At 72.2% G+C, this 17379-nt stretch carries 17 protein-coding genes; 3 read left to right on the top strand and 14 right to left on the bottom strand.

Annotated features, from left to right (window positions below; genetic code table 11):
• Positions 1-95: 95 nt before the first annotated feature.
• Positions 96-1670 carry an apolipoprotein N-acyltransferase gene (gene lnt, locus IE294_RS25290; protein ID WP_189889795.1) on the top strand — a complete coding sequence of 525 codons (1575 nt, stop codon included), beginning with the start codon at positions 96-98 and terminating at the stop codon, positions 1668-1670.
• Here lnt and IE294_RS25285 read toward each other — a convergent pair.
• Positions 1588-2499: a Gfo/Idh/MocA family protein gene (locus IE294_RS25285; RefSeq protein WP_189889793.1), complete on the bottom strand. Its 912-nt coding sequence runs from the start codon at positions 2497-2499 to the stop codon at positions 1588-1590. The two genes, lnt and IE294_RS25285, sit on opposite strands and share 83 nt — an antisense overlap.
• A gap of 238 nt (positions 2500-2737) precedes the next feature.
• Here IE294_RS25285 and IE294_RS25280 point away from each other — a divergent pair, with 238 nt between their 5' ends.
• Complete coding sequence (locus tag IE294_RS25280) at positions 2738-3184, top strand: hypothetical protein (RefSeq protein WP_189889791.1); 447 nt, start codon at positions 2738-2740, stop codon at positions 3182-3184.
• Positions 3185-3416: 232 nt separating this feature from the next.
• Here the strand turns inward: IE294_RS25280 and IE294_RS25275 are convergent, their stop codons facing one another.
• From IE294_RS25275 to IE294_RS25225, 11 genes are all read right to left on the bottom strand, one after another.
• Positions 3417-3929 (bottom strand): hypothetical protein, encoded by a 513-nt coding sequence (locus IE294_RS25275; protein WP_189889789.1) that lies wholly within the window; start codon positions 3927-3929, stop codon positions 3417-3419.
• A 200-nt stretch (positions 3930-4129) separates the two neighbouring features.
• Positions 4130-4813 (bottom strand): uracil-DNA glycosylase, encoded by a 684-nt coding sequence (gene ung / locus IE294_RS25270; protein WP_059265445.1) that lies wholly within the window; start codon positions 4811-4813, stop codon positions 4130-4132.
• Between the two features lie 118 nt (positions 4814-4931).
• Positions 4932-6509 carry an ABC transporter substrate-binding protein gene (locus tag IE294_RS25265; RefSeq protein WP_189889787.1) on the bottom strand — a complete coding sequence of 526 codons (1578 nt, stop codon included), beginning with the start codon at positions 6507-6509 and terminating at the stop codon, positions 4932-4934.
• A 193-nt stretch (positions 6510-6702) separates the two neighbouring features.
• Entirely contained in the window at positions 6703-7464 is a 762-nt protein-coding gene (locus IE294_RS25260) for an SDR family oxidoreductase (RefSeq protein WP_189889785.1), read from the bottom strand.
• Between the two features lie 21 nt (positions 7465-7485).
• Positions 7486-8247 carry a 3-oxoacyl-ACP reductase FabG gene (fabG, locus tag IE294_RS25255; RefSeq protein WP_014671373.1) on the bottom strand — a complete coding sequence of 254 codons (762 nt, stop codon included), beginning with the start codon at positions 8245-8247 and terminating at the stop codon, positions 7486-7488.
• A 148-nt stretch (positions 8248-8395) separates the two neighbouring features.
• Positions 8396-8845, bottom strand: coding sequence for a DUF3037 domain-containing protein (locus tag IE294_RS25250; RefSeq protein WP_229917338.1), 450 nt, complete (start codon positions 8843-8845; stop codon positions 8396-8398).
• Complete coding sequence (locus IE294_RS25245; RefSeq protein WP_189889783.1) at positions 8842-9630, bottom strand: HipA family kinase; 789 nt, start codon at positions 9628-9630, stop codon at positions 8842-8844. The genes IE294_RS25250 and IE294_RS25245 overlap by 4 nt, the downstream gene beginning before the upstream one ends.
• Before the next feature lie 113 nt (positions 9631-9743).
• Positions 9744-10706 (bottom strand): CorA family divalent cation transporter, encoded by a 963-nt coding sequence (locus IE294_RS25240; protein ID WP_229917337.1) that lies wholly within the window; start codon positions 10704-10706, stop codon positions 9744-9746.
• Between the two features lie 57 nt (positions 10707-10763).
• Positions 10764-11189, bottom strand: a complete 426-nt coding sequence (locus IE294_RS25235; RefSeq protein WP_189889781.1) for a DUF7144 family membrane protein — start codon at positions 11187-11189, stop codon at positions 10764-10766.
• A 33-nt stretch (positions 11190-11222) separates the two neighbouring features.
• A complete protein-coding gene (locus tag IE294_RS25230) occupies positions 11223-11690 on the bottom strand; it encodes an SHOCT domain-containing protein (RefSeq protein WP_189889779.1) in 468 nt (155 codons plus the stop codon).
• A 101-nt stretch (positions 11691-11791) separates the two neighbouring features.
• A complete protein-coding gene (locus tag IE294_RS25225; protein ID WP_189889777.1) occupies positions 11792-13138 on the bottom strand; it encodes a hypothetical protein in 1347 nt (448 codons plus the stop codon).
• 560 nt (positions 13139-13698) lie between these two features.
• On the opposite strand from IE294_RS25225, the gene IE294_RS25220 reads away from it, so the two are divergent.
• Entirely contained in the window at positions 13699-14196 is a 498-nt protein-coding gene (locus IE294_RS25220) for a potassium channel family protein (RefSeq protein WP_189889999.1), read from the top strand.
• 14 nt (positions 14197-14210) lie between these two features.
• On the opposite strand, the gene IE294_RS25215 is transcribed toward IE294_RS25220, so the two are convergent.
• Entirely contained in the window at positions 14211-14408 is a 198-nt protein-coding gene (locus tag IE294_RS25215; RefSeq protein ID WP_014671381.1) for a DUF8691 family protein, read from the bottom strand.
• Positions 14409-14568: 160 nt separating this feature from the next.
• Positions 14569-17247: a winged helix-turn-helix domain-containing protein gene (locus IE294_RS25210; RefSeq protein WP_229917335.1), complete on the bottom strand. Its 2679-nt coding sequence runs from the start codon at positions 17245-17247 to the stop codon at positions 14569-14571.
• Positions 17248-17379: the final 132 nt, after the last annotated feature.

Below are 17379 nucleotides of genomic sequence, written 5' to 3'. Positions count from 1 at the left end.
CGGACGCCGTACGACCGCCCCCGCCCTGGCCAGAAGAGACACGGCCTCCCGCTCACCGCGCACACTGGACCTATCGCTGGGTAGGGAGGCTCCCTATGAGGACGATCAACCGCTGGCTGACCTCCCCCTGGCGCCGCTCGGCCGCCGCCGCCCTCGCCGGTGCCCTGCCGGTGCTCTCGTTCCCGGCTCCCTCTTTGTGGTGGTTCGCCTACATCGCGCTGGTGCCGTGGATCCTGCTCGCCCGCTCCGCGCCGACCGGGCGCAGGGCCGCGTACGACGGCTGGTGGGGCGGCATCGGATTCCTCATAGCCGTCCACCACTGGCTGCTGCCGAGCCTGCACGTGTTCATCTTCCTGATCGCCGCCCTGCTGGGGCTGCTGTGGGCGCCGTGGGGCCTGCTGGTGCGCCGGTTCCTGGGCGGGGTGCCGTCGGCGAGCCGGTGTGCCGCCGCCCTGGTGGTGCTCCCGTCGGCCTGGCTGGCGGTGGAACTGGTCCGGTCCTGGCAGGGGCTCGGCGGGCCGTGGGGCATGCTCGGCGCCAGCCAGTGGCAGGTGGGCCCGGCGCTGCGGCTGGCCTCGGTCGGCGGGGTCTGGCTGCTCAGCTTCCTGGTGGTGGCCGTCAACGTGGCCGTGGCCGTGCTGCTCGCCGTCCGCGCGTCGCGGGTGCCGGCCGTGGCCTCACTGGTCGCCACGGCTGCCGCGGCCTCGGCCGCGTGGGCCTGGGCGCCGCGCCCGGACGTCGACGGGCGGGTGCGGATCGCCGTCGTACAGCCGGGGATCGTGGCCGGGCAGGACAGCGGCGACAAGCGGTTCGACCAGGAGGAGCGGCTGACCCGGCGGCTCGCCGGGCAGGGCGCCGACCTGGTGGTGTGGGGCGAGTCCAGCGTCGGCTTCGACCTGGACGACCGCCCCGACCTGTCCCGGCGGCTCGCCGCGCTGTCCCGCGAGACCGGCGCCGATGTGCTGGTGAACGTGGACGCCCGGCGCTCCGACCGGCCCGGCATATACAAGAGTTCGGTGCTGGTCGGCCCGGACGGACCGACCGGCGACCGGTACGACAAGATGCGGCTGGTCCCGTTCGGCGAGTACATACCGGCCCGTTCGCTGCTCGGCTGGGCCACCTCGGTGGGCCGGGCGGCCGGCGAGGACCGGCACCGCGGCAGCGAACAGACCGTGATGAACGTCGGGCACGGGCTGCGGATCGGCCCGCTGATCTGCTTCGAGACCGCGTTCCCGGACATGAGCCGGCACCTCGCCGAGGACGGTGCGGACGTCCTCCTCGGCCAGTCGTCCACCTCGTCCTTCCAGCACAGCTGGGCGCCCGAGCAGCACGCCTCGCTGGCCGCGCTGCGCGCCGCGGAGACCGGCCGTCCGATGGTGCACGCCACCCTCACGGGCGTCTCGGCGGTGTACGGCCCGGCCGGTCAGCGCCTCGGCCCGTGGCTCACCACCGACGCGAGCGCCGCGCGCGTGTACGACGTACCGCTCGCGCACGGCGTCACGCCGTACGTCCGCTATGGCGACTGGCCTGTGGACGGGGCGCTGCTGGTGCTGGCCACGCTGTGCGTGACCGAGGGGGCGCGGGCGCTCAGGCTGCGCCGCAGCGGTCCTGAACCGCTCGGACCACCCGCTCGCACAGTTCGTGAGTCGCCAGCGCGTCCCTGGCGCTGAGCAGCTTCCCGGCCCGCACGGCGTCGAGGAACGCGAGGGCCGCCTGCTCGATGCCGCGCTGGCGGGCCACCGGCACCCAGTCGCCGCGCCGGCGCACGGTCGGCTGCCCCTTGTGGTCGATCACCTCGGCGAGGTTGACCACCTGGCGCTTGGTGTCCTGTCCGGACACCTCCAGGATCTCCTCGGTGGAGCCGCTGAGCCGGTTCATCACGCCGAGCGCGGTGAAGCCGTCGCCGCCGAGCTGGAGCACGACGTGGTGCAGCAGCCCGCCCTCGGCACGGGCGCGCACGGTGACGTCGTCGACCGGGCCCGGCACCAGGAACCGCAGGGTGTCGACGACATGGATGAAGTCGTCCAGGATCATCGAGCGCGGTTCCTCGGGCAGCCCGACCCGGTTCTTCTGCATGAGGATCAGCTCGCGCGGGTGGTCCAGACACTGGGCGTACCCGGGGGCGTACCGGCGGTTGAAGCCGACGAACAGCGAGACGCCCCGCCGCTCGGCGAGGGCGACCAGCCGCTCGGAGTCGGCGAGTTCGTAGGCGAGGGGCTTGTCCACGTACGTCGGCACGCCGGCCTCCAGCAGCCGGGTGACCACCTCGGGGTGGACGGTGGTGGGCGCGTGCACGAAGGCCGCGTCGAGGCCGGCGGCGAGCAGGGAGTCGAGGGTGGTGTGCCGCTGCTCCCGGGGCAGGTGCAGGCTGTCGCCGACCCGGTCGAGGGTGGCGGGCGTGCGGGTGTGCAGGTGCAGGTCGACCTCCGGCTGCGTGCCGAGCACCGGCAGATACGCCTTCTGCGCGATGTCCCCGAGTCCGATGCAGCCGACCTTCACGTGCTCTCCCCTACGGCTTGACCGCGTGTTCCTGCCGGAAGCATACGGGGGCCACCGGGCGGCGATGCCGTCGATGCCCTGAGGGAGGAGCGACCAGGTTCGGTACGGCGCCGGCGGTGGCTGGACGTCAGCTCCGGTACGGCGCGTCCCTCGACGGGGGGCATGCGGTCACCCGTACGGGCATCGGATCCGGCTTCCCCGGTGCCGAACCGGCTGCCGGCCCAGCAGAGTTGCGCGGGTGCATCGAACGACGACCACCGCAGCGCTTCTGGTCACCGTGGCCGTCTCGGCCCTCTCCGGCTGTGTGACGGTGCGGGACGCGGTGCCGCCGGGCAGCGCGCCCTCGCGGCCGACGGCGACCCGGCCGGACGGCAGCGCGGAGCCCCGTGTGGTGCAGGCACCGGCCCGCGAGGCACTGGAGAGGACGGGCCCGTCCGGGCGCCCGGAGCGCTCCGGACCGCCCGCCCGGCACCGGGCCCCGGCCGCACCCGAGGTCACCCACCGCCCGCCGGCCCCACCCGGGCTCCCGCTCCCGGCTCCCTCCCGCCGACCGCACACCCCCGTGCCCCTCCCACCCCCGGCGGTGACCCGTCCTCCGGATGTCTGCGCCCTGGGCAGGACGTACGGCGGCTGGCGGAAGGACAGCCCCCAAGCCCGGATCTGCGCACAGGCGTACGGCCACTGACCGCCGCCCTGAAGACGGTGAACTCACAGGCCTTGGGCCCTGTCGTTGGGAGCAATCCGGCTACGAGGAGCGGTGCCGTCGAGCCGAGCCGAGCGGGGCCTGGTGCGTGCAGCCGCAAGGCAAAGGAGGGCGCCGACGCGATGGCCGAGCATGGGGGAGTCGGCAACCGGCGCCAACGCGGCAGATGTGCGTGCCAGGCCCCGCGACGCCGGGATGATCCAAACGACAGGGCCTATCCCTGGCGCGGCGGTCTCCAGCCCTCTTCGCCCGGCGTGCCGTCCTCCCCCAGCCGCAGGGCCAGACGGCTGATCTCGGACCGGACACCCGCGCCGTAGCCGTCGTCGGCCAGGCACCGCGCGGCGCTGCGGGCCCGGCGCAGATGGCTGCGGGCGGCCTCGACCCGGCCCAGCTTGGCGTAGTCGGCGGCAAGGTTGAGGTGCAGGGAGGAGAAGAAGCCCCGCACGCTCGACGGGTCGGCGCCCACACGGCCGTCGGCGACCTCCTCCGCCGCCGACAGCGCCCGCAGGTCCCAGGCGAGTTCGTCCGCCGGGTCGTCCTGGGTGTCGGCCAAGTAGTGGGCCAGGGTGCAGCGGTGCAGCGGGTCGCCCTCCTCGCCGACCTCCGCCCACAGGTCCAGGAAGCGACTGCGGGCCTCTTCGCGGTCGCCTCCGTGGTGCAGCATCACGACCTGCCCGATCCGCGTCAGCACGGCGTCCGGCGCCGCCTGTTCCTGTCGCTCCGCCACGGGGTCCCTCCGGGCCGTCGGCAATGGTCCGCTGCTGACGCTAACCGTCGCGCACCGGATTCCCGGACAGGCGGCGCCGTCGTGCCGACGGCCGGTGGTCGGCCGCGGGCCCGTGGTGGCGGGTCGCGCCCGCGCGGCGGAGCCGCGCCTCGACGCGGCCCCGCGCCCCCGCGGGCCGCTCCCCCGGGCCCCGGCCGCCGTCAGCCCAGGTTCGGGATGCGCCAGTCGATCGGCTCGTGCCCCTGCGCGGCGATCGCCTCGTTGATCTGCGTGAACGGGCGGGAGCCGAAGAACTTCTTCGCGGACAGCGGCGAGGGGTGCGCGCCCTTGACCACCACGTGCCGGGTCTCGTCGATCAGCGGGAGCTTCTTCTGCGCGTAGTTGCCCCACAGGACGAAGACGGCCGGGTCGGGCCGGGAGGCCACCGCGCGGATCACCGCGTCCGTGAACTTCTCCCAGCCCTTGCCCTTGTGCGAGTTGGCCTCGCCGGCCCGGACCGTGAGGACCGCGTTGAGCAGCAGCACGCCCTGCCGGGCCCACGGCATCAGATAGCCGTTGTCCGGGACGGGCAGGCCCAGCTCCTCCTGCATCTCCTTGTAGATGTTCCGCAGGGAGGGCGGGGTCTTCACGCCGGGGCGGACCGAGAAGCACAGGCCGTGGCCCTGGCCCTCGCCGTGGTACGGGTCCTGGCCCAGGACCAGGACCTTCACCCGCTCGTACGGCGTGGCGTCCAGCGCGGCGAAGACCTCCTCGCGCGGCGGGTAGACGGGACCCCTCGCCCGCTCCTCCTCGACGAACTCGGTCAGCTCCTTGAAGTAGGGCTGCTGTAGCTCGTCGCCCAGAACCCCGCGCCAGGACTCGGGCAGCATGGCGATGTCGGTCACGTCAACGTCCTCACGATGTCGATCAACTACGGCGTGCGGTCACTTCAGGTCTTCGAACCTACAGGCGACCACTGACAACCGGTGCCGCGAGGACCGTCCGCCGAGCCCGCAGCCGGGCTCACCAGCTGGTCTTGCGGTGCAGCGTCCACATCATCATGATCGTCGAGGGGTCCAGGGCCTGCTCACCGCCGGAGATGTCGACGCTGGCCGCGAGAAACTGCCGGCCCTGCCACAGCGGGATCAGCCGGGCGTCGTCCACCATGATCCGCTGGGCCGCCTCCACGTCCTTGACGGTCTGGGCGCGGTCGCTCTCCGCGCGCGCGTGGGGCAGCAGCCGGTCGGTGATCTCCTTGGCCGGGTAGGGCGTACCGAGCGCGTTGTGCTCGCCGACGAACGGGGCGATGAAGTTGTCGGCGTCCGGGAAGTCCGGGAACCAGCCGCGTCCGAACACCGGGTACTCGCCCTTCTGGTAACCGACCACGTAGCTCTTCCACGGGCGGCTCCTGAGGGTGATGCTGAACAGGCCGGAGCCGTCCAGCTGCCGCTTCAGCTCCCGGAACATCAGGGCCGTCTCGGAGCCGTAGCGGTCGGTGGTGTACCAGAGGGTGAGCGGGACGGGCCGGGTGATGCCGGCGCCGGAGAGGATCTCACGGGCCTTGGGGACGCTCGGTTCGCCGTAGTCGTCGAAGAACGGGGTGGCGTGGCCGGTCAGGCCCTTGGGGACCATCGAGTACAGCGGGTCGACCGTGTCCTTGTAGACCTTGTGCGCGATGGCGCCCCGGTCCACGATCTGGGCGATGGCCTTGCGCACGGCGGGCTGCTTGGCCCAGGGGTCCTCGGGGTTGAACACCAGGTAGCTGATGTCGGTGCCGGCCCCGTCGACCAGTTGCAGGTCCTCGCCGGCGTGCTCCTGGAGGGCGAGGATGTCGTCGGCGGCCAGGCCGCGGTAGGTGACGTCGATCTGCTTGTCCCGCAGTGCCTTGACCATGCCGGCGGAGTCCTTGAAGTACCGGATGGTCACCGCGTCGTTCTGCCGCTTGGCGAAGCCCTGGTAGGTGTCGTTGCGCACCAGGACGGCCTTGCCGCCCTCCTCGTAGGACCGGAGCTCGTACGGGCCCGAGCCGTGGACCGTGGTGTCCTCGCGCAGGGAGTCGGCGGGGTAGTCGTCCGGGTCGACGATCGACATGGCGGGGGTGGCCAGCACGAACGGGAAGGTGGCGTCGGGCCGGTCGAGGTGGAAGACGATCTCGCGGTCGCCGCTGGTCCGGACGTTGTCCAGGCTGCCGAGCAGCCCGGCGGGGCCGCCGGGGGCGTCGATGGCGCGGATGCGGTCGATGGAGTGCCGGACGGCCTCTGCGGTCAGCGGGTCGCCGTCGGCGAACTTCAGGCCGGCGCGCAGCTTGCAGCGGTAGGTGCGGCTCGTGGAGTCGGTGAAGGAGCAGCTCTCGGCGGCGTCGGGCTGAGGGGTGGTGGCGCCGTTCGGGTAGGCGAGGAGCGTCTGGAAGACGTTCCGGTACAGCTCCCAGGAACCGTCCCAGGCGCCGGCCGGGTCCAGGGTGCTGGGAGCGCTGGTGGTACCCACGACGATCGGCCCCTGGCTGTCGGGGTCGCCGTCGGACAGCAGACTGCATCCGGCCACCAGCGACAGGGACGCGATCGCCGCGACTCTCCGCAGGCATCGGCTCCGGTTGAACACGCGCACGCTCCTCGATCCGCCGTACCAAGGGTCGGCAGACCATACCGCAGCGTCCGGGAGCCTGAACCTGCCCGAATTCAGGCTGTGTTGATCGACTGAGCGGTGACGACGTTGTCATTCCGCTGTGCGGACCCTGGACGGCCTTCCGGGCGCCGATCCGTCCGAGAATCGACGCCCGGAAGAGATGCGCGGCTCAGCCCACGCCGGCGTTGAGGAAGATGCCGCCGTCCACGACGAGGGTCTGACCGGTGATCCAGTCGGACTGCTCGGAGGTGAGGAACGCGGCGGCTCCGCCGATGTCGGAGGGCACTCCGAGCCGGCCGAGCGGGTAGGCCGCCGCGGCCTCCTCCTCACGGTTCTCGTACAGGGCCTGGGCGAACTTGGTCTTGACGACGGCCGGGGCGATCGCGTTGACCCGCACCTTGGGCGCGAACTCGTGCGCGAGCTGCTGGGTCAGGTTGATCATCGCGGCCTTGCTGACGCCGTAGGCGCCGATGAAGGGCGAGGGCGCGAGGCCCGCGATGGAGGCGATGTTGACGATCGCGCCGCCGTTGTCCTTCTGCCAGGCGTGCCAGGTCTTCTGGGCGAAGCCGAGCGCGGAGATCACGTTGGTCTCGAAGACCTTGCGGGCGACGTTGAGGTCGAGGTCCGCGATCGGGCCGAACACCGGGTTGGTGCCCGCGTTGTTGACGAGGAAGTCGACCCGGCCGAAGGCCTCCACGGCGCGTTCGACGACCTCGCTCTGGTGGTCGAGGTCATGGGCCTTGCCGGCGACGCCGATGGCCCGCTCGGCGCCGAGCTTCTCGACGGCTTCCTTCAGGGCGTCCTCGCCCCGGCCGGTGATGCAGACGCGGTCGCCACGCGCGATCAGCGCCTCGGCGATGCCGTAGCCGATACCGCGGCTGGCGCCGGTGACGATCGCGACCCTGCCGGACGGCTCCGGGAGTTCAGTCATGTCCGTGTTACCCCTGGATCCCTAGTTGAGCGGTCCGCCGGCGACGTACAGCACCTGGCCGGAGACGAAGCCGGCCGCCTCGCCGGTGAAGAACGCGATGGCGTTGGCGATGTCCTCGGGCTCACCGACGCGCTGCACCGGGATCTGGGTGGCGGCGGCCTTCTTGAAGTCCTCGAAGCCCATGCCGACCCGGTCGGCGGTGGCCTTGGTCATCTCGGTGGCGATGAAGCCGGGGGCGACGGCGTTGGCGGTGATGCCGAACTTGCCCAGCTCGATGGCGAGGGTCTTGGTGAAGCCCTGGAGACCCGCCTTGGCGGCCGAGTAGTTGACCTGGCCGCGGTTGCCGAGCGCCGAGGAGGAGGAGAGGTTGACGACGCGGCCCCAGCCGGCGTCGACCATGTGCTTCTGGACGGCCTTGGTCATCAGGAAGGAGCCGCGCAGGTGCACGTTCATGACCGTGTCCCAGTCGGAGGCGCTCATCTTGAACAGCAGGTTGTCGCGCAGCACGCCCGCGTTGTTGACCAGGATGGTCGGGGCGCCCAGCTCCTCCACGATCCGGGCGACGGCCGCCTCGACCTGCGCCTCGTCGGAGACGTCCGCGCCGACCGCGATGGCCTTGCCGCCGGCCGCGGTGATCTTCTCGACGGTGTCCTTGCAGGCGGCCTCGTCCAGGTCGATCACGGCGACCGCGCGGCCCTCCGCCGCCAGTCGTACGGCGGTGGCGGCGCCGATGCCGCGCGCCGCGCCGGTGACGACCGCGACCCGCTGTTCAGTGGTGGACATTGCTGTGTCTCCTCGCCCTTGAGAGAACCTGTCGGGCCCTCGGAGAGGACCCCCTGGTGCGGTGAGCGACCGCTTAGTACCTTCAGCACCCGTGACGCTAGAAGCCCTGGCACCCGGTGTCAACGGCACATCCGCCCGGTGTGATCCATTACCTCACCAAGAGGTCCAGCAACCGCTCCGTCTCGGCCGCCGGGTCGGCCGTCAGGCCGGTGTGCACCGGGCCGGGCTGGACCACGGTGGAACGGGGTGCGATCACCCAGCGGTAGCGGCGCCCCGCGTCGTCGCCCGCCGCCTGCCCGGCCTGGTCACCGCCCGCGCAGTGCCACTCGATCGCACGCAGCGCGGCCCGCACCCCGGCGACGTCGGCGGCCGGGTCCAGCGCGCGCAGCCGGGCCTCGTCCAGATGGGTGAGGGCACCGACGTAGTCCCGGGCGCGGCAGTACACGACCACGCCCGCGTTGATGCACTCCCCGCGCTCCACCCGGGGCACGACCCGCAGCAGCGCGTACTCGAACACGTCCCGGTCGCCGCCCTGGCCCGCCCGGGTGATGTGCCGCTCGGTCACATGGCCGGCCATGTGGATGTGGCGCTCGCTCACTTGCCCTCCCCCGTTACGGAGCCGCTGACGGTGCCGATGCCGGTGATCCGCTCGGCGATGCCGGCCGCCCGCGCGAGCAACGGCCGCGCGTAGGCCCGGCGCAGGTCGTCCGGTGTGTCGAAGCCGGGCTCGTCGGCGAGCCAGACGTCGGGGATCTCGGCGGTGACCTCGGCGAGCAGGTCCTCGGTGACCCGGGGGGCCAGCTCGGCCGCGGCGGCCGTGACGTCCGGGGCGAAACCGGCGAGGGCGTGGTCCGAGGCGTCGTAGGGACGGGCCGCCGAGGCCTCGGCGCCGGGCCAGTTGTGGTGCCAGATCATGGTGGCGCCGTGGTCGATGAGCCACAGCTCGCCCTGGTGCACGAGCAGGTTGGGGTTGCGCCAGGAGCGGTCGACGTTGTTGATCAGCGCGTCGAACCAGACGATCCGGCCGGCCTCCTCGGGGCTCACCGGGAAGGCGAGCGGGTCGTAGCCGAGGGCGCCGGACAGGAAGTCCATGCCGAGATTGGTGCCGCCGCTGCCCCGGAGCAGGTCCTGCACCTGCTGCTCCGGCTCGCCGAGCCCGAGGACCGGGTCCAGGCGGACGGTGACCAGGCGGGGCATGCGGAATCCGAGGCGCCGGGCGAGTTCGCCGCACACCACCTCGGCGACCAGCGTCTTGCGGCCCTGTCCGGCGCCGGTGAACTTCATGACGTACGTCCCGAAGTCGTCGGCCTCGACGAGCCCCGGCAGCGAGCCTCCCTCACGCAGGGGCGTGATATAGCGGGTCGCGGTGACCTCTTTCAGCATTTTCCCAGGCAGCCCGTCTCTTCAGCCTTGCGTCAAGGGCCGTTCGCCCCTTTGCTTCCGGCCTCCGGCATGAAGTGAGCATAGTAACCGAGGGTGATCGTCGGTGAAGGGCGTCAGGCCTGGTCCCGCAGTCTTCGCCAGGCGCGGGTGCGGTGCAGTACGTAGAGGGAGACGAGCAGGACGCCCGCCTGGAGCCCTATGGCCAGCAGCCAGAAGACCACCCTGCTCTCCAACTCGTCCGTCATGAACGCGAAGTTCATGCCGAAGAAGCCCGTCAGGAACGACAACGGCAGGAAGATCACCGACACGATGGCCAACCGGTTGATCACACCGTTCTGCTCGCCCGCGATCAGGGACCCGTAGCTGGCGAAAGCCCGGCGGGTGGCCTCCTGCAAGGACTCGATGTCCGCGAGGACGAGCCGGGCCGCGCGCTGGAACTCCTGGGCGAGCCGCTGCCGCTCCACCGGGAAGTCGGGGCTCATCATCCTGCGGGTGATCATCTCCTCGACCACCTGCAAGTACGGCAGCAGCGAGTGGTGCAGGAGGGCGGCCCGGCGGCGCAGGTGGGACAGACGGTAGATCTGCTCGGGGCGCCGCTTCGCGAACATGTCGTCCTCCAGCTCCTCCACCTTGAGCCGGGCGCCCACCGCGGCCCGGCGGAACGTCGTCAGCGCCTCCTGGAGCACCAGGAACAGCGCGGCCACGGCATCGTGCGGCTTCTCCCGCCGCAGGGACGTGGTCCAGTCCGCCGCCAGGACGGCCCGGCCCCAGTGGGAGACGACCAGGTGGCGTTCACCGGCCAGCATGTGGAGATGGGCGACCCGGTCGCCATGGACCACCGGAACGACGAACGTGGCGATGTCACCCAGGAATTCGGCCCGCGCGGACTCCCCCTTCCTGCCGAACCAGGCCAGTTCCCGGGCGTCCAGTCCGAGCCGGTGGGCCAGTGGCTCGCCCGCCGGGCCCTCCTCCACGGGCAGCTCGACGTCGAGCAGCAGGAACGGGTCGAGGGCGAGCCGCTGACGCGCCTCCGCCAAGGAGAGGCGCGTGGTGGCCCCCTCCGGTATCGACACCATCCTCACGATCATGGCGCCCTCACCGCGGTCCTCGCCCGCGCCCGGCGTGCGTGGCCCTCAGTCGAACATGCCGGAGGCACCTTGCCGCCCCACGCACAGGGCCCAGATGACGAAGCCGGAGAAGGCCATCAGAACGATCGACCAGACCGGGTAGTACGGCAGGGAGAGGAAGTTCGCGATGATGACCAGCGAGGCGATGACCACTCCGCCGACGCGCGCCCACAGGGCGCCCCCGAAGAGACCGAAGCCCACCAGCAGCGCGACGGCGCCGAGGATCAGATGGATCCAGCCCCAGCCCGTGAGGTCGAACCGGAAGACATAGCTGCGTGTCGCGAGGAAGACGTCGTCGTGCGCGATCCCCATGATGCCGCGGAAGACGTCCAGCATCCCGGCGAGTACGAGCATGACGGCGGCGAAGGCCGTGAGGCCGGTGGCCCATTGCTGTTTGGCGGTCTGTGTGGAAGCGGTGTGTGCGGCGGGCATGGTGCGACCTCGTTTCTGTGCTGTGCGCCGTGTTCAGCGCGTTGAGGCGGAGGCGGCTCCGTCCGAAGGCCCGGACGGCCCGCCGCCGGCGAGGACCAGTTCCTTCGCGCGCCGGAACTCGTCGTCGGTGATGTCTCCGTGCGTGCGCATCGCGGACAGTTTCGCGATCTCGTCGGCACTGCTCAGCGGGGCGTCCGCCCGGGCGGTGCGGCGGATGTAGTCGTCGACGGCCTGCTGCTGCGCGCGGGCCTGCTGCACCTCCCGGCGGCCCATGTTCCTGCCGCGGGCGATCAGGTAGACGAAGACGCCCAGGAAGGGCAGGACGACGACGAACACGAGCCACCCCGCCTTGCCCCAGCCACCCAGGTCGTCGTCACGGAAGATGTCGGTGACGACCCGGAAGAGCAGGATGAACCACATGATCCACACGAAGAACACCAGCATGGACCAGAAGACGCTCAGCGCCGGATAGTCATAGGCGAGGCGGATGTGCGTGCTCATGTCTCACCCTCCGTCCCAGGTCCGCGCCCGGTAGCCGTTCCGTACGCCCAGCGTGCGCGGAACGGGCCGCGGCCACCTCACCCGGTACGGGTGAACGTCCGTCATGGGACCGATCGGTTCACCCGGTCGGACATCGGTCCCGTCGCCGCGGACAGGACCGCCGCGACGGCGAGCACGACCACGACCAGGACCAGGACGAGCACCACCGCGCCCACCGTGGGGTGGTTCCACAGCACGAGGGACAGGACGCCGGCCCCGATGATCACACCGGTGGTCCAGGACCGGTGAACGGCCAGCCACTGACCGAAGTGGCCGGTGCGCACCCCGACGCCGCTCAGCTCCCGTCCCGCCGCCGTGGTGCCCTTCTGCGCCGCGGACCGCACGGCCCGGGCCGCGCGGCTCGGCCCGTACAGCCAGGCCGCCAGTGCCGTGATCAACGAGACGACGATCAGTGTGCGGACACTGTCCCGCAGGAAACGGACGAAGGTGTCGAAGATCGCCGCCGCCGCGTCGGGGGGCAACGTGGCCGGCGGGACCGAGTCGAGATAGACACGCCGTACGACGACCAGTGCCACGAGCAGCACGACCATCATGAAACCGACACCGAGAGCGGTGACCATCAGCATCAGCCGGTGTCCCGGAGCGGTCCACACGGCCGCGACGGCCGCGACGAGAGCCAGGACGGGGACCCAGACGCCGAGGATGTCGAGCAGCCGCATCGCGTTCTGGGCCTTGTGCAGTTTCTCGGTCTGGAACAGGGTGACCGAACGGTCGATCTGCGGGATCGCGGAGGCGTGCTTGAATCCGGCGTCCACCAGGCGCTTCTGCACCTGGTCGATCACCACACCGATGTCCAGCTGGACGGTGTCACCCTTCGCCCGGAGCGCTCCCTGCCCTTCTCCGGTGAGCATGCCGACCACCGAGGACTGCGCCCGCCGGTTGCCCGCCACCCATGCCTGCTCGAAGACATCGCTGGTCACGACGCGGTGGACGACCCGGTGCACGACCGACCGCAGGGCGGAGCGCAGCGGGCCGGTCAGCTCCCCGGCCGCGTCGACCACACGGCGCGGCGCCCCGTTGTCCGCCAGGACCTTGGTGAGCGAGGACGTCACGGCCTGGACGTCGACCTGGCTCACCACGCGGTCGGTCAACCGGTTCACGAGGGCGTTCTGGACGGCCGGCTCCGAGGCGAGCGGCGCCACGGTCTGCACGTACCGGTCGGTGTCGGCGACCGTGTCGTGGACCCAGACCGCGACGACGGCCAGCGGGGCGAGCACGAGCGTCAGGACCAGCAGGACCGATGCGCCCAGGCGACGCAGACGCCGGTGGCGTACCCGCGCGGCGCGCTGGAGCCGCAGGTACTCCGCGTGTTCCTCGGCGGTCAGGGCATGACCGGCCGGTACGGGCGATTCCGGGCCGGACGGTCCGGAGGCGGTGCCGGAATCCATGGTCCTCCTTCGGAGGGAGTGTCGTCGGCGGCGTCGGGGGCCCGGCCCGCGGAGGGTTTCCCCTCCGGGAGCTCGCGGACGTCCGGGTGCGCATCGTCCGTGCCCAGGTCACGCCGGCCCGGGAAGCCCGGTCCGGGCCGTGCGGCTCGCCGGGCGGAGGGGCGCGTGGCCTTCGTGGGCCCGACCGCGCCGGTGACCCGGGCCGGCGGTCCTGAGGGAGGGGCCCCGCCGGCGAGCCGCCGCGGTCGGTCGTACGGCTCGTGACCGCGGGAGCAGGTCATGGCTCCTCCTCACGCGATCGGCGGATTTCTTCCGCAGGGCCGACGGGGCCGTGTGCGGGCACCTCACCGGGCCAGAGTGGCGCCGACCGGTCGCCGGGGGGTCACCCACGGCGGGTGATCCGAGCGGAGGGCCGGGACGATGAGGTGGTGCGGAGGGCCGGCGGCCGGCCCGTGGCGGAGCGGACGAAGAGGCACGCGATGACCGATCCAGTGGCTGCGGGCGAGCAGCCGGACCCGCCGGCGGGGACGGCACGTGCCCTCCGGCCGGGTGCCTGGGCGATGGCCGTCTCGGTCACCCGCTCGGCCGGTGTCGCGGCCGGTCTCGTCACCGCGTACTACCTGTTGCCGCTGGACCGGCACCACGAGGACCTCGCCGCACTGACCCTCGTCGGTGGCCTGCTGGCGGCCGGCCTGTTCTTCGGCTGGGAGGTGTGGCTCATCAGGCGCTCACCCTGGCCGCGGCTGAAGGCCGTCGAGACCGTGGCGGCCACCGTGGCGCTGTATCTGGTCCTCTTCGCGAGCGGCTACTACCTGCTCGAACGCACGGTGCCCGGATCCTTCAACGAGCACCTGAGCAGGACCGACGCGTTGTACTTCACGCTCACCACGTTCAGCACCGCCGGCTTCGGTGACATCTTCGCGATCTCCGAGACGGGAAGGGTGCTGGTGATGTGCCAGATGACATGCACGCTGCTGATCGTGGGTCTCGCCGTACGGGTGCTCGGGGCCGCCGTCCGCGCCGGTCTTCGGCGCCAGGGGCGGGGCACACCGGAGTGAGGCCGACGGCCGGGTCAGGACGGCATCTGGCGCATCTCCAGCACCCTCAGCCCCAGGGACTGGCAGCGGGCCAGCAGCCCGTACAGGTGTGCCTCGTCGACGACCGCTCCGAAGAGGATGGTCTGGCCGGCCATCAGGACGTGGTCCAGCTCGGGGAACGCCTTGACCAGCGTCTCGGTCATCCGTCCGTCGACGCGAATCTCGTAGCGCATGAGCTGCTCTCCCCACGTCTCCCCGAGGGGACCGCCGGTCCCCGTCCGTGCGATCCTCCGGCTCCGTCCCTCGCACCGCTTCGCCCGTGGGAGGTGAGACCGCCTGTCACGAGGGCGCCCGACCACGTGCGTCCGGCCCGCCCGCTCGCGAGGCGTGCCGTCACAGGAGCCCCAGTTCGCGCGCGCGGCGCACCGCGTCGTGACGCCGGTTCACGGCCAGCTTCCGGTAGGCGCTCTTGAGATGGGTCTTCACCGTGTTCACCGAGACGTACAGGTCGGCTGCGATCTCCTCCGTGGACATCATCTGGGCCAGCCGGCGCAGGACGTCGCGTTCCCGTCCGCTCAGTTCCTCGACCACCGGCAGCGCCGGTTGCTCCCCCGTGCGCGCCGGAGAGCCGCGCCGCGTGGGTCCGCAGGGGAGCCAGCCCTCGGCCAGTGCTCCCAAGGGCAGGGTGCGCAGCCACGGCCCGGCGTCCGCGAAGGGGCGTCGCAGCCGCTCGCGGCGGGCTTCCCGGAACGCCCGCGAGACGAGGCCGCGCCGGGCGGCGTAGTCACCGTCCTCGCCTGCCAGTTGGGCCCTGACCAGTGCGGCCCGTACGGTGAGGGCGGGACCGAGGTCGCCCTGTGGCCGCATTCTGTCGAGCAGTTCGGCCGCGGCCTCGGGTCTGCCCGCGGCCAGTTCCGCCTGCGCGGCCCCCACCAGGCACACCGGCTCGTCGCCGGGCGCGTCTTCCAGCAGCTTGACGGCCATCTCCGGCCGGCCCTCGGCGAGGTGAGCGGCGGCGGCCACGGACGCCGTGTGCGCTTCGGCCCAGGGGGACGCCACATCGGCCACGACGGCCCGGTCCGCCGCTTCGAGCGCCGCCTGCGTGTCGCCGCGGGCCAGCAGGATCCGCCCGGTGACGATGGCCCGCCCCGCTTGCGTCACCGGGTCCGGCGGCGGGTGCCGCGCGTCCACCGCGGCGTCGAGGAGCGCCTGTGCCCGGTCGAGCTCGTCGCGTTCGACGGCCACCGCGGCCAGGACCAGCGAGGCCAGCCCCGGCCCGGGCGCCGGGGGCGGGCCGCCGCGGTCCGCCGCGGTGACCGTGGCCAACGCCTTGCGCTCGGCTCTGCCCGGCCAGCCCTTCAGATAGTCGATCAGGGCCAGGTGGCCCAGACACTCCCGACGTGCCTGCTCCGTCGCCCCCGTCCCGCTGGAGTCGACCACCGTGGTCAGGGCCGCTCGGGCATCGCGGACCCGGCCCGCCCACAGTCGTGCCGAGCCGAGGTGGGTGAGCAGGAGTGCGATCAGCTCGGGGTGCGCCTCGAGAAGCGCGTCCGGAACGTCGCGCCGCACCTGTTCCGCGAACCGTGCCGCCCTCTCGGCTCGTCCCGGCGCACCCGTCAGGCGCGCTACCAGAGTCTCCAGGAAGGCGCAGCTCAGCCGGGTCGCGGCCAGGTCGGCCGGATCGCCGTCCGCCGATCCGGCCTGTGCCGCCAGGGCCTGTGCCGCCCGTCGCAGTCGGGAAGAGCCGCGCGCGACCTCACAGCGGGACAGTTCGCAGGCGGCGCGGACGAGGTCCGTGGCCGCACTGGCGGGCTCGGGCCCCATGCGGGAGAACAGCCGGGACAGATCGTCGCAGTGCAGGCCGGTGAAGACCTCTCCCAGGGCGAGGTCGCCGATGACGGCGCGGGCGGCGGTCTCCCAGTCGTCCGCCGCGGCCGCGTGGCCGAGCGCTTCGCCGAGGGACCCCGAGCGCCGCAGCCAGCGTGCCGCGCGGCGGTGGAGCTCGGCTTCCAGCTCCGGGGAGCGCACCCGGAGGTAGGCGCGGAGGATCTCCCCGAACAGCGGATGGAGACGGAACCAGGCGTGCCCGAGGTACTCGACGAAGGCGTTCTGGCCGTGCAGAGCGGTCAGGACCCGTTCGGCGTCGGTGCGCCCGGTGAGGGCGTTGGCGAGATCGGGGCAGAAGCGTTCGAGGACGCTGACCCGCAGCAGCAGGTCCTGCGTCTGGGCTGTCTGCCGCTTGAGCACCTCGGCCAGCAGGAAGTCGGCGATCGTGGTGCGGTCGGCCTCGAACTCCTTGAGGAACGTCCGCGGATCCGGCTCTCCCTGTGCCGCCAGGGCGCACAGGCGCAGTCCGGCTGCCCAGCCACGGGTGCGCTCCACCAGCGCGCCCGCGTCGTCGGCCGGGAGACGCAGGCCGTGCAGCGCCAGGAGAGCGGACGCTTCGCCCGGGGTGAAGGCCAGCTCGGCGTTCCTGATCTCCGTGATGGTGCCGGCCGCCCGGTAGCGGTGCAGCGGCAGGAGGGGCTCGGTGCGTGTGACGAGAACCAGGCGCATGCCGTGGCCCGCCTGACGGAGGACGAATTCCAGCTGGTCCGCGATCTCCGGGTCGGTCACCCGGTCGTATTCGTCGACGACCAGGATCACCGGGGTGGTCCGGGCGCTCAGTTCGGCGGCGAGCCGCGTGAGCAGCCTGTCGTCCGCGCGGCCCGCTTCGGCGGGGAGGCCGACGTCGGCGGACGTCGTCACGCCGGCGAGGCGCAGGGCCTCCAGGAGGTACGCCCAGAAGGTGCCGCCTCCCCTGTCCGCCACCTGGGCGGTGAGCCAGGCGACGGGCTCGTCCCGGGTCGAGGCCCAGTCGGCGGCCAGCAGGGTCTTGCCCGCTCCCGCGGCTCCGTGGACCACCGTCAACGGGGTCAGCAGGGCCTCGTCGAGGTGCTCGGCCAGCCGGTCGCGCCGCAGGAACGTCACGGGACGCGCCGGTACGGCGAACTGCGTCCGCAGGAACGGGTCCCCTCGGGGATCGGCATGTGATGCGGTCGGCGCCCGTCCGTTCCCGTCCGGTACGGCCATGCTCCTCACCACCTCGATCGTCGCCCTGTGGACGACGCAGGAAGGGCAGAACCGCCCTGGGCACAGCAAGGACCGGATGTCTCCCCGGCGCTAGCCGTGACGAGCGCCGGTGGACAGTGAGGACGGCGCCCT

It is taken from the genome of Streptomyces canarius, assembly GCF_014650735.1.
GTDB lineage: Bacteria > Actinomycetota > Actinomycetes > Streptomycetales > Streptomycetaceae > Streptomyces > Streptomyces olivaceoviridis.
The sequence above is the reverse complement of the archived record's forward strand: the minus strand, read 5'-3'. Positions and strand labels throughout refer to the sequence as shown.